Origin of the sequence: Dyadobacter sp. 22481, from assembly GCF_052044875.1 — a bacterium.
GTDB classification, from domain to species: Bacteria; Bacteroidota; Bacteroidia; order Cytophagales; family Spirosomataceae; genus Dyadobacter; species Dyadobacter endophyticus.
Genome location: NZ_JBQENV010000003.1, coordinates 462,793 through 475,568, shown reverse-complemented (window position 1 = coordinate 475,568; position 12,776 = coordinate 462,793). Strand labels below are relative to the sequence as shown.

The 12,776-nt window shown below is 51.0% G+C and carries 7 protein-coding genes; 3 read left to right on the top strand and 4 right to left on the bottom strand.

Annotation, left to right across the window (positions count from 1 at the left end; translation table 11 throughout):
* The first annotated feature begins 96 nt into the window (after positions 1 to 96).
* Together ACTJJJ_RS20775 and ACTJJJ_RS20770 are read left to right on the top strand one after the other, a co-directional pair.
* On the top strand, positions 97 to 5,706 hold the full coding sequence (locus tag ACTJJJ_RS20775; RefSeq protein WP_440702897.1) for a cellulose binding domain-containing protein: 5,610 nt from the start codon (positions 97 to 99) through the stop codon (positions 5,704 to 5,706).
* A 268-nt stretch (positions 5,707 to 5,974) separates the two neighbouring features.
* On the top strand, positions 5,975 to 6,406 hold the full coding sequence (locus ACTJJJ_RS20770; RefSeq protein WP_440702896.1) for a hypothetical protein: 432 nt from the start codon (positions 5,975 to 5,977) through the stop codon (positions 6,404 to 6,406).
* A 130-nt stretch (positions 6,407 to 6,536) separates the two neighbouring features.
* On the opposite strand, the gene ACTJJJ_RS20765 is transcribed toward ACTJJJ_RS20770, so the two are convergent.
* Positions 6,537 to 7,013 (bottom strand): group II truncated hemoglobin, encoded by a 477-nt coding sequence (locus ACTJJJ_RS20765; protein ID WP_440702895.1) that lies wholly within the window; start codon positions 7,011 to 7,013, stop codon positions 6,537 to 6,539.
* A gap of 310 nt (positions 7,014 to 7,323) precedes the next feature.
* Here ACTJJJ_RS20765 and ACTJJJ_RS20760 point away from each other — a divergent pair, with 310 nt between their 5' ends.
* Positions 7,324 to 8,598, top strand: coding sequence for a sensor histidine kinase (locus ACTJJJ_RS20760; RefSeq protein WP_440702894.1), 1,275 nt, complete (start codon positions 7,324 to 7,326; stop codon positions 8,596 to 8,598).
* A gap of 7 nt (positions 8,599 to 8,605) precedes the next feature.
* Here ACTJJJ_RS20760 and ACTJJJ_RS20755 read toward each other — a convergent pair whose 3' ends face one another.
* The 3 genes from ACTJJJ_RS20755 to ACTJJJ_RS20745 all read right to left on the bottom strand — a co-directional run bounded on the left by ACTJJJ_RS20755 (position 8,606) and on the right by ACTJJJ_RS20745 (position 12,768).
* The gene (locus ACTJJJ_RS20755) at positions 8,606 to 9,901 is read right to left on the bottom strand and encodes a hypothetical protein (protein WP_440702893.1); all 1,296 of its coding nucleotides are present in this window, start codon (positions 9,899 to 9,901) and stop codon (positions 8,606 to 8,608) included.
* 88 nt (positions 9,902 to 9,989) lie between these two features.
* Positions 9,990 to 11,183, bottom strand: coding sequence for an outer membrane protein assembly factor BamB family protein (locus tag ACTJJJ_RS20750; RefSeq protein ID WP_440702892.1), 1,194 nt, complete (start codon positions 11,181 to 11,183; stop codon positions 9,990 to 9,992).
* Positions 11,184 to 11,211: 28 nt separating this feature from the next.
* Positions 11,212 to 12,768 (bottom strand): alpha-amylase family glycosyl hydrolase, encoded by a 1,557-nt coding sequence (locus ACTJJJ_RS20745; protein ID WP_440702891.1) that lies wholly within the window; start codon positions 12,766 to 12,768, stop codon positions 11,212 to 11,214.
* Between the last annotated feature and the right edge of the window lie 8 nt (positions 12,769 to 12,776).

The window sequence follows — 12,776 nt, the reverse complement described above, 5'->3', positions numbered from 1 at the left end:
ATCGCCAATCCCGTCACACCGATCACCGTTTCAACACCTCCTTCGATAACTGAGATGAGCGTAATATGTTAAATTTTACTATCTAAATGTATGACTATGAGCACTGTAAAATTACCTCATGCAAGAACACTACTTACCTTCATTTGGATGTGCATCTGGTTGTTGGGCGGGGCGCGATCGACAGCGCAGGCCCAGACGTTTACACACCCCGGTGGTTTACACACGCAGGCAGACCTGGACCGGATGAAAACGAAGGTGGCTGCCGGTGAACATCCCTGGATCGACAGTTGGAATAAACTCATTACAGATCCGCAGGCACAGAACACCTACGCGCCCGCCGCAAGGGCAAATATGGGTTCCAGCCGCCAGCGGGCCGATGCCGACGCGCATGCCGCCTACCTTAATGCGCTTCGCTGGTACATTTCCGGCGACACCACCTATGCCGAATGTGCGGTACGGATCTGTAATGCATGGTCTTCGGCGGTGAACCAGGTTCCCACCGGTACGGATATACCCGGTTTGAGTGGTATCCCTATTTTTGATTTTGGAATGGCGGCCGAATTGCTGCGCATTTATCCCGGATGGGCCCCGACGGATTTTTCGCGCTTTAAAAACATGATGCTCACCTATTTTTATCCGGTAGCCCATAATTTTCTTGTAAACCACAATGGGTCCTGTATCAGCAACTACTGGTCCAACTGGGACATCAGTAACATAGGCGCCATTCTGGCGATGGGGGTGCTCTGCGATGATCAGGCCAAATACGACGAGGCCGTGGATTATTTTAAAAACGGCGCAGGGATGGGAAGCATCATGAATACGATTCCCTATGTACACGCGGGCAATCTCGGGCAGTGGCAGGAAAGCGGACGGGACCAGGAACATGCACAGCTTGCGGTAGGAATGCTGGCGTCTGTATGTGAGATCGCCTGGAACCAGGGGCTCGACTTGTACGGCTATGACAACAGCCGTTTGTTGGCTGGGGCAGAATATGTGGCGCGAACCAATTTGTCATTGCCGGTCCCTTATACCGCCTACAATAATTGCCAGAATGCAAACCAGCTTTGGGTTTCGATTAATGGAATGGGCCGGCTGGATGATCGTCCCGTTTGGGAAATGATCTACAACCATTATGTGGTACGCAAAGGGTTAAGCGCTCCCAATGTAAAGTCAATGGCCCAATTGGTAAGGCCTGAGCGCGGGAGTGCCGACCATTTTGGTTACGGCACGTTGGCATTCACGCGGACCGCAGCAGCTTCGCCTTACCCGCCTTCGCCGGCTCCTCCTGTGCCCGCAGGGCTGAGTGCAACGGCTGGTGTGGGCCGGGTATTCCTGAAATGGACACCCGCAAATGAGGCCACCACCCAGGGATACAACATACTGCGTTCTACCACGAGCGGAGGGCCCTACACCTCCATTGCCTCCTGGAAAGAGAACACCTATCCGGAATATACGGACGGCACGGTGACCAATGGTACAACCTATTATTATGTGATATCTGCCAATAACCAGTCAGGCACGAGTGGTGTTTCGGCTCAAACTACGGCCACTCCCATGGCCGCAGCGGGTTTGCCGGCCGGTTGGGCGAGGCAAGATATCGGGACGGTAAGTGCGGCGGGCAGTGCCAGTTATGCCAATGTTTCCGGAAGCACGTTCATTGTCAATGGTTCGGGAACGGGCATAGGCGGCACTTCCGATTCGTTTGGCTACACTTATGGAATAGTTACCGGCGATTTCACCATGACGGCCCGGCTATCGGCGGTGGGCGGGACTTTAAGTAAAACGGGCATTATGTTCCGCGAATCACTGGCTCCGGACGCAAAAGCGGTCGTGATGAAGCTGGGCGATGCGGGCTGGCGGCAGGCGGGTGTGGGAACACGGGCCGCTGCGGGGGGAAATATGAGCTGGGTAGGTGCGAATGATTATACGTGGATCCCTGCCTGGTTCAGGATACAGCGGACGGGCAATACTTTCACGGCCTATCAGTCTTCAGATGGTGAAACCTGGGTTACCATCGCGACCAGCACGGTGGCAATGGGCAATACCTATTACGTGGGATTTGCTTCATGCTCAGGCAGTGCGACGGGCGCGTTGGCCAATTCTACTTTTGATAACGTGACCCTGGCAGGCGGGGACAGCACGGTACTTCCGGGCCCGACAGGCCTGACTGCCCAGCCGGGTAATACGCAAGTGACGTTAAACTGGAATGCGGTAAACGGCGCCGCAAGCTATACGTTAAAACGCGCAACGGTCAGCGGCGGGCCTTACACCACGGTTGCGACAGGTCTTGCCGCACTGAATTATATCGATACCGGGCTTTCAAACGGTACCGGCTACTATTATGTCGTTTTGGCCACGAACTTTGCAGGTGAAAGTCCCAACTCTTCGGAGGTAAATGCCACACCGGTACTTGCGCTGGCCCCCGTTCCAGTGGGCGTGACGGCTAGTTCTGCGTCTGCCAGCCAGATTAACCTGTCGTGGACAGCCAGTTTAAGTGCGGCTTCTTACCATGTAAAAAGAGCCACAGTGAGCGGAGGCCCATATACGACCATTGCCAGTCCTTCCACGACCAGCTACATGGATACCCCCTTGACAAGCTCCACGACCTATTATTATGTTGTTTCGGCAGTAAATGCGATAGGTGAGTCGGCCAATTCAGCACAGTCGAGTGCGGTGCCTGGCAAGGCTAATTATTATAAATTCGATGAAACCGGAGGTACTACGGCGGTCGATTCATGGAGTGGGAGAAACGGAACGCTTGCTTCCGGCGCGACGTTGGTGCCGGGTGTGGTCAACAATGCCGTCAGTCTGGATGGTACTGCCAATGGGTTTGTTACGCTACCGGCGGGCCTGGTTAATTCATTGAACGATTTCAGTGTTGCAACCTGGGTGAAGCTGGACGCTTCCCCGAACTGGGCACGTATTTTTGATTTTGGATCGGGGACGACAAATTACATGTTTCTGACGGCCAAAAACGGAGCTAACGGGACATTGCGTTATGCAATCACCACGGGTTCCGGCGAACAGCAAATAACCACCAGCTCGGTGATCGCCACCGGCGCGTGGACGCACATAGCTATGACGCAGTCGGGTACAGTGGGGGTTTTGTATGTAAATGGTGTTGAGGTTGGACGAAACGTCAATCTGACCCTCAAACCTTCCAGTTTGGGGAATGCGACCCAGAACTGGATCGGCAAATCGCAATTTCCGGATCCGCTTTTAGCAGGTAAAATAGATGAATTTCAGATTTACAGCCGTGCATTAAGCGCTTCGGAAATATCGAATATCATGATCCTTTCGACACCTCCGGCAGCACCAGCACCGTTGTCGGTTACGGCGGGAAACAACCGCGTGACGTTAAACTGGACGGCTCCTGTGGGCGCAAGCGGTTACAATGTGAAGCGGGCCGTTGCCCTTAGCGGACCTTATACAGTGATTGCCAATGTAAATACGTTGACTTATGTCGACACGGCCGCTACCAATTGTAATACCTATTTCTATAAGGTATCAGCCATTAATAATGTAGGAGAAGGGCCCGACACGTCTCCCTCCGGCCTTTCATTGGGAGGGAAGTTAACCGGCGGTACACTCGTAGGTACCGAAGGCTCGTTTGGCAATGTAGCTGCCACCACCAAAGCTGCCGCGGTGGATGGCAACCTGGACACCTACTTCGATGCTCCGCAGGGTAGCGGGTGGGTTGGATACGACCTTGGTTCCGGCGGGGTTAGCGTGATTACACGTGTGCGTTACGCGCCACGGGCCAATTTCCCTGTACGAATGGTGGGCGGCGTTTTTCAAGGGGCCAATACTTCGGATTTCAGCAATGCGGTAACGTTGTTCACGGTCACTGCTCAACCGGCGGTCGGGGTATTGACGGAACAGATCATTTCAAATGCCACACCATACCGTTACGTCCGGTACCTGTCGCCGGGCAATGGGTTTGGCAATGTCGCGGAAGTCGAGTTTTGGGGATTGAAAGCCAACGCTCCGGTCATTACAAGCTCCACGGCTACCCGGGACCTCGTATTTGGCACAGCATTCGGTTACACCATCGAAGCGACCAACCGGCCAGATCATTTCAGCGCTACGGGCCTGCCCGAAGGTTTAAGCCTGAACACCTGCACCGGTATCATCTCGGGTACATCTACCGTTACAGGCACGTTTCCCGTCATTTTGGAAGCCGGTAACACCTGGGGGGAAGTTACCGACACGTTGGTGCTGGTGATCAAACGAAATCAAACAATTTCCTTCAATGCTTTGGCTAAAAAGGTCATCGGAGATACCGATTTCGTCCCGGGGGCGACGGCCTCTTCGACATTGCCCGTGAGCTACACCAGTTCGGATACGACGGTGGCCACGGTTGTCGGAGGAAAGCTGCATATAACAGGAGCAGGAACCACCACCATTATAGCCGTTCAAGCCGGCAATGGCCATTATTATGCGGCGGATTCTGTAAATCAAACGCTGACGGTCGCGCCTCTTCAACTTAAAATACAATACCAGAATGCAGATTCCGGTCAGCCTGCCAACAATGTGATCAAACCTAATCTTAAAATTGTCAATAACGATTCCGTTGCGGTGGCTTACGGCGAACTTACGGCCCGGTACTGGTTCACTGCCGAGAATTATGCCGGTATCAACACGTGGGTCGATTATGCACAACTAGGCAGCGGCAAAGTGAAAATGAAATACGTTGCGCTCGCCCAGCCGCGCAACGGCGCCTATGCCTATATTGAATACAGTTTCGATGCATCGGCAGGTACGCTGGCAGCGAATGGGAATTCCGGAGAGATTAAATCGAGGTTTGCGAACACCGACGGCAGTTCGCTGAACGAAGCGGACGATTATGCTTATCTGGCGTCATCCGCTTACGTTTTGAATGACCACATGACCCTTTACCGGAATGGATTGTTGGTATGGGGCACGGAGCCAACCCTTGTCGCGCCGGTTGTCGCGCTTAAAGTTTATTCAGAAAACAAGAGCTCAAGTGTGAATTCCAACACGATCAGTACCTATCTGAAAATCAATAACGAAGGCAATATGCCTGTCAACTACGGGGATGTAAAAGTCCGCTACTGGTTCACGAGAGAAACTGCCGCCAGCCTGAACTATTGGACAGATTACGCGAAACTTAGTGCCGCGAATGTCAGCGGGCAGTTTGTGACGGTGACCCCGGCCGTTACCGGTGCGGATACCTATCTCGAATTAAGTGTGAATCCTGCCGTTGGTAGCTTTTATCCATCGAGCAGTACAGGCAATATCCAGTATAGGATCGCTAAATCGGACTGGTCGGCTTTCAGTCATACCAATGATTATTCCTACAAACGAGTGGGGAGTTTCGCGGAAAACGCCCACATTGGGGTGTATTACCAGGGAACGCTTATTTATGGAACGGAGCCATATGCTACCGGCGGAAGACTGTCCGCGGAAAGCGCGGATAAGGAGTCGAAGGCTTTTGAAGTGATTATCCAGGGTAACCCCTTTATTGGTGATCAGGCTGTCGCCGAGATTCGCGGGGCCGGTGGACAATCGATTCAAATGACGCTGACCGATATCAACGGTAACCGGTTAATGCAGCAGGATTTGAGAATAAAGTCAAATCAGGAGAACCATACGATTAGCATGAATGGCAAATCAACCGGATTGTATCTGCTTCGGATGGCAAACAGGGAAAATACCGTTACGATCAAATTAATTAAACAGTAAGTTTTTACAGTATTCCTATCAATCAATAGCCGCCCTGAAAAACCGAATTTGTTTTTCAGGGCGGCTATTGATGTATTGTTATAAAACGCTTGTGGTTCTATTTCAATCGCGCGGCTAGAACATTTCCCATTTAGTGCTTAGATTCAACCCCAGGAAACGGTTAGAACCAATTAATCAAAAAATAACAGGAAAAGATATTTCTCTCATGCTTCTTAAATGGGTCAAAATAGTGCTTCTAGTCTGTTTGGCGACGGCAACTTTAAGCTTCATGCTGCTTTATATGGATATTACCTCCGGAGCCTTTAGTTTAGGATTTAACTTCGCCCTGATGTTCTGGTTCACGATACTTGAATCTCAGCTCAGGCCGACTTTGCACTCACGATACTTTAACTCCTATCCTTTTGAAAAACAAGGGGCGTTGTACCGGATGCTGGGCATCGAGTGGTATCGGGCCATTTTAATCAAAAGTGGATGGGAAAAGATCAGACAACAGCAGACGCCCATTAAAAAAAGCCTTTCCGACTTTCAAGCATACGAGCGAGGAACCCGGGTGGCCGAAGTTGGGCATATCGTTGTGGCCGTAATCGTTTTGATAGTCAATGGCTACGTTCTATTTGCCTATTCAGCGCGAAACGCCATATGGCTATTGGTATTCAACATCTTGTTGAACGGTACACCCGTCCCAGGCTGCAACGTATGATTGAAAAATTTAAGAACGTGAGGCCCGCCATCAGTCAATAACAAGCAGGATTTACCGATACCAATAGTGTAAAAAGTAAGCTGGGCAACCTTTACGTATGCTTTGAAAGCAGTGATACGGGCACCTGCTTTCATCTCAGAAAAGGACCTCCCGGAACGCCCCAGCCCCATTTGGGCATTGGCTCTTCGGGGTTCATTTGCAGCTCGTTGCTGTGAGAGTTGATGACAGCAATCCGCGTGCCCCATTCGATGTAGGCTACGAAAGCGGAACGGAACTCCGGATCGTCGGGCAGATTGATTTCATCTGCTGTTTCCAAAAGCAGCGAAACCCAACGTTGACGATGCTGCTCGGTGAGGTGCCTGGCCAAATGCTTTTGAACCATTTTAAAATGGCTTCCCTCAGCAGTACTGTACCATTCGGGACCGCCGAGAACCTCCGCGATGAAATGCGCAACATGCTGCTGATGTTCGGGCGACATATGTTTGAAGACCGGTTCCAAGATCGGGTCTTTCAGTACTTTTTGATAGAACAAATCCGTCAGTCTTTCGAAAACCGGCATTCCACCGGCCCATTCGAATAGTGTGGGGATTGTAGATTTTTGATCCATGAAGGCTGATATCTAACGACTTTTCAGATGCACAAACTCCGGAAAATTGGAGTATTGTAAAGGTAACAAATGGAATGCCACCTTTCATACGAAAATTCCTGCTACGGTCTTTTGCATAGTGCAATGGTTTTTGTTGGCATAATAATTGCTGACTTTGGAAGTAGCAACAATTTCCAAGCCTGACGCGATGAGTGAAATCCGTCATTTAGTTTAACCTCCCTACTTGCACTAAACGCCTGGTTGCCTAATTAGGAAACAACTTCCGGACAAACCGCTCCTGCCGGACGTAGGCAATTTACCAGGTTCCACAATGATATCTTATAATGATTCTGACGGATCTTCCGTCGGGCACCTTACACTATTCCTCGCGGAAAGACAGCATGACCTGCTCGACAACTGGCGTACAGCCTGTGGGAATGATTTTTCGCTGAAAGGGGCCGAGAGCCTGAGCAGGGAACAATTTATCAACCAGGTTCCTGCAATGCTTAACGTGCTGGGGCAGCGCTTGAATGGCGAAGCAGATAGAGAGGATTTCAGGCTATTAACAGCCGGACATGGACTTCATCGGTGGCAGAAAGGATATGACCTTTCCGATTTATCGGCCGAAATGCACCACCTGAACCGTCTTTTGCTTGGAGAGCTTAGGGCGTTCTGGAAGCTCAACCCCTCTACGAATGCCAGTCTGGCATTCAGCTATGAACACCTCGCAGAGTTTAGTAACGAGATCAACACGGGCAGTATCACCCAGTATGCCGATCTGCAACGGCAGGCTGCTTTGAACCGGGCGGAAGCATTGCAGAAAACGCTAGCCGAATTAAATGAAATCGGGAAGCAGCGCAGTGATTTGTTGCGCAACTCCTTCCATGATCTCAGGGGAAGTTTCACAGCACTTCAGGGCGCAGCCTCGCTTTTAGAAATGGTGAATAACTCCGATCAGGAACGCAAGGAACTGTTGGAGATATTGCGCCGCAACCTGGTGAACTGCCGCACACTGGTTACGCAGCTGATGGATTTGGCCAGGCTCGAAGCAGGGCAGGAGGTGCTGCAAATCAAATGCATCGATGCCGCCCAAATGTTGACGGACCTGGTGTCGAGGTACCAGCCACTGGCCAATGATCGCGGCCTTATATTAAATTGCGAAGGCCCGGCTAGCTTACTGGTCGAGTCCGATCCCATTCACCTTCAGCGTATCGTACAAAATCTGGTACTGAATGCCTTGAAGCATACCGAATCAGGCTGGGTATCGGTGGGATGGACTTTGGAAAATGACAATTGTTGGACCATTAGTGTACAGGATTCCGGCCCTGGACTGCCAAATGCCATTCAGAGCGATCTTTTTGCACAGACGGATGATTCATCGCTTCACCCGATGGAAAACGTCAACATGACTGCGGACGACAGCTGTCATCAGGAAATGCTCCTTACTCCTTCCCCTCAAACAGCGTTTTCCCATAAAGGCGAAGGCATTGGCCTGTCCATTGTGAAAGGCTTATGCGAACTGCTGCGGGCAGGTCTTAGTATTGAAAGCAGGCGGGGAGAAGGCACAACTTTCAGGATAAAGCTTGCAACCTACTGGCAGAATTAACACGCAATTACCGCGTCCCAACCCACTTACGGGAAAGCAGACGCGGTGTGAAAGAAACCATCAGATAGCTCCATACCGGTATTTTGCCGGAATCGGGAACCTTGTTGAGCAACTCCATGCGCTGATTGGCTACTGCGAATGAAAACCCATAAATGATTTCCAGCGTCTTGACAGGCTTGTAGTTTAAGGACAAATCGCTCTCAAATCCCAGATAGGTCCCGCCGATTTCGCTGCCATCTCTGAGCAGCGGGTATTGCGAATAGAACAGGTGAGAGTCGCCTCGGAGAGAAAGTTTTTTGCCTGCCTGATAGAGGATAAACAAGTACGGATTGACAAGTCCTCGTTCATTCACATCCGCTGGGAATTTGGTAAAAAGATTCATGTTGCCCATGAATTTCCAGGCTACTCCGTAAAGCGGTACGAATGATGCGGATACTTCCTTACTCGTCGGACTGTTACTGCCACTCAGGATTTCCGCTCCCAGTCTGAATAATGTCCTGCCGGTGTTCACGCTGATTTCAGGTTGAATGTAGTAGGCGCGTATTGCCTTCGACGCCGCATTTTGCCCGTACTGGTAGTAGGCGCTGACAGTCGCGTAGAACCACCCGCTTGTGTAGTCCAGCCGCCCGCCATTCGTGATCCGCTCATAGTATTGTTTGTTACCACTCACCCTGCGAAATACGTCGATCGTATTAATCGTCGTCAGTAAAACCTGATTCGCGAACTTGTATTTCAGGTGGTGTACAAAAAGGTATTTGTAGGTATGTGAGGCGACAGGGGAGTAGGCGGGATCAAAATGCTGCGCATAGGGCCTGGTGAATACGATTGTCAGATCGGTCTCGAATTTCTTTTTGTACAGGAACCTGACCCCTTCATGCGTCCGGCTTTGCTGGCCCCAGGGCGCTGCGGAAAATATCCTGCCATTGTCCAGTGAAAGTGCTTGCCTGCCAATCCTTACAGAAAAATTGGGGGTAACTTTCGGTTCGGCATAGAGTTCGAAGAAGTTGACATTACCGACGCGGGAAAACTGCCCGGATTCGCCCCAGACGTGGATTTCTTGCGGCGATGCATGCAGCCTGAGCCGGTTGGATTGGTAAGTAATGCTAAGCCTGTTCCTTTGGGTGGTGTAAACCTCCGGCATAAGGGTATCAGCGGGAGTCCACATGAAATTGTCGCGGTATTCGGCTCGGGGCCTGATCTCAAAATCGACGGTCAGCTCACGGCGTAGCGAGTCCGACTGCGCGAAAAGGCCCTTTCCCACACAAATTTGAATAAGAATAGCAGTCAGGTAGCGTTTTTTCATGCTTCGAAAGGCCAAACGCAACAAATGAGTCAGTTTTTTCGCAAAATTAACTCATTTGATCTATTATTTAAGTAGATTAATGCGTTTGTTAGTCTATCGCAGAAGGATCGGCTTTCAGTGCATACAAGTGTCCAGCGGCGTCACCGAAATAAAGGGTGCCATTATCTAGTGTTGGCCCTGAGAGAATGGAACCCAGCGCAAGTATTTGCTTCTCGGCGTTGATATAGTTGTCCCCATACATATCAAAGTCCTTGCGGATATGGTCGGTCGCATCATAAACCTGCGAATAATTCCGTTTGCTTTGCTCGGTCTGAAATGTACTGTTGACCTTCCCCGTCCCGGGGTCTACAAAATAGATTTTCCCGTTGAAACATCCGAAAACCAGCGAGTTGCCGACAAATAGCGCAGTGGCATAAACACGCATATTTAATGGCAATATCCAGTTTGCCTGGCCTGTTTTCACATCCAGCGAATAGAATTGATGTGTGTCCGAGGTTCCGACAAAAATACTTTTCCGGTCGGACAAGGGAGTGGCGATAACCCAGCTGCCTTTTTCCTTCATTTTCCAGACTACCTCCCCGTTTTCTGCATTTAGTGTATAAATGAAGAAATCGCGGCTGCCAAAGATCACTCTTTCCTGATCCACGTAAGCAGCCCGTTGGATTTCACCTTTTGGAAATGAGGGGTCGCCGATTGTTTTGAATTTCCAAACCACCTTGCCGGTCCTGGCATCCAGTGTATAAAAATGACCGTCATAACTACCGATGAAAACCCTGCCGTTTTGCACCACCGGTGAGGCATGTACGACACCGCCAGTCTGGAAACGCCATACCATTTTTCCCGACTCGCTGTCGATCGCATACACTGAGCTGTCGCCGCTGCCCAGGTATACTATGCCTTCATTTACGACTGGTGAAGATAAATAGTAGTCCCAAAGGTCGTAGGTCAGTTCACCGCCGGTTTTGAAGGCCCATTGCAGCTTGCCTTTTTCTTTGTCAAGAGCGTAAACGCTCCCATCTGCGCTGTTAACAATGATTTTGTTCCCTGTAACAGCAGGCGTCGACCTGATCGGCCCCGCCGTTGCAAACTTCCAGATCTGCTTGCCTGTCTTTTTGTCTACGGCATACAGGTTTTTGTCGTCGCTTCCGAAATACACAGCCGACCCGGTCACGGCCGGCGCCCCGTGAATGCCGCCGCCGGTAGATAGCTGCCATCGAAGCTGCGCGCGGGTGGGAGTGGGCCAGGCCAGAAAAAATAAAAAGAGCAGAACGCGTTTGTTCATTTTGATAAGGGTTAGGAAAGCGCCCAATTTACTGCAAAACGACCGATGAATAGGCAGGGATTTTCAACTTCGAAGCAGTAATGCTGGTTTTGCCGGAAGAAACAAACAATAGTCCTTTGTTGCGTGCCCCGGCGGGCAGTTCGACGGTCTTTTCCGTGCCGCTTACATTGTGGATCACGAGCACGTCGCCGCTGGCATGCGGCCGGGTGAAGGCGAGAACGCCCTCCTGGGCAACGCCCGCGTGAAGAAGGTTGGCTGGTGCCACCTGCCCTAATGCCGGATGTTCATGACGGAGCCTGATAAGCCTCTTGTAATGGTGATACAGGGAGGTCGAGTCCTGCATTTGTGCTTCCAGGTTGCGGACGCTATCGTCGGTAGAGTAGAATGGTTTCATCCAGCGGGTGCGTTGCTGATCCTGTGCCTGTTTCCTCCATAAAAAAGGCTCGCGGATGTGTTCGTCGGGTTTGCTGCCGAGCATACCTATCTCTTCTCCATAATACAAATACGGTTCGCCCGGAAGCGTCAGGAGCAGACTGGCGGCGAGCTTCATCCGGTCGATATCACCATCAACGGTAGTTCCAATGCGGACATGGTCGTGGTTGTTGTTGAAAATCGCATCTATAAAGTTAGGGTTCACTGCTTCATAGGCCTGATAGGTCTGCTGCAATTGCCCGATCAGGTCGCTTGCTAACCCCGTTTTGAGCATCTGATGCGTTGCCAGGGCGGCGTCGACATTGAAATTGGCTGGCAACCCCTTGAAATACGGTGCCACCTTATCCGGTGTCGACCATACTTCGCCGACCAGATAGGCATCCGGTTTCATGCGCAGGATCTTTTCTCTGAACTCGATCCAGAATGCATGGCTTTTCTCTGCTTCCCAGTCGGGGTAAATGTGCTTGGCCGCATCGAGCCTGAACCCATCCACACCCACTTCTTTGAGCCAGAAATCGGCTACGGAATAGATTTCCTCACGCACTTTAGGGTTGTCGAAATTCAAATCCGGCATACCGCTCCAAAAGAGCCCATAATACTTTTCGGCGCCTCCTTCTTTTAATGCATGCCAGGGGTTTACCTCCCAGGAATCCCCCGATTTCTCGCGGGTGGCAATGCCGAGGGAGTCGATGGTCTTTTGATCCAGCCAGACATAGTAATCGCGGTAAGGATTCTGTTTTCCGCTTCGGGCCTGTTGGAACCACGGATGCCGATCGCTGGTATGGTTTACCACCAGGTCCTTGATAATGCGGATCTTCCGCTTGTGGGCCTCCGATAGCAGCCTTTTGAAATCATCCATCGTACCAAACTCCGGATCGATCTGCCGGTAATCCATCACATCGTATTTATGATAGGTCGGCGATTTGCAGAGAGGCGTCAGCCAGAGGGCGTCCACACCCAGTTCTTTCAGATAATCCAGTTTTGAGGTGATCCCATTGATATCGCCGATACCGTCCCCGTTTGAATCGGCAAACGAGCGGACGAATATCTCATAGCAGACAGCGGGCGGATTGCCGGTTTGTGCCTGGGTGGCGGCCGCTGTCAGAAGCGACAAGACGGAAAGGCAGCTCCCTTTTATTTTAGTGAAATCCATGAAATAAT

Excerpts from the sequence above, each read along its gene's own strand:
- ACTJJJ_RS20750 (WP_440702892.1), bottom strand. The coding sequence starts at position 11,183 with ATGAACAAACGCGTTCTGCTCTTTTTATTTTTTCTGGCCTGGCCCACT.
- ACTJJJ_RS20755 (WP_440702893.1), bottom strand. The coding sequence starts at position 9,901 with ATGAAAAAACGCTACCTGACTGCTATTCTTATTCAAATTTGTGTGGGA.
- ACTJJJ_RS20770 (WP_440702896.1), top strand. The coding sequence starts at position 5,975 with ATGCTGCTTTATATGGATATTACCTCCGGAGCCTTTAGTTTAGGATTT.
- ACTJJJ_RS20760 (WP_440702894.1), top strand. The coding sequence starts at position 7,324 with ATGATATCTTATAATGATTCTGACGGATCTTCCGTCGGGCACCTTACA.
- ACTJJJ_RS20775 (WP_440702897.1), top strand. The coding sequence starts at position 97 with ATGAGCACTGTAAAATTACCTCATGCAAGAACACTACTTACCTTCATT.
- ACTJJJ_RS20765 (WP_440702895.1), bottom strand. The coding sequence starts at position 7,013 with ATGGATCAAAAATCTACAATCCCCACACTATTCGAATGGGCCGGTGGA.
- ACTJJJ_RS20745 (WP_440702891.1), bottom strand. The coding sequence starts at position 12,768 with ATGGATTTCACTAAAATAAAAGGGAGCTGCCTTTCCGTCTTGTCGCTT.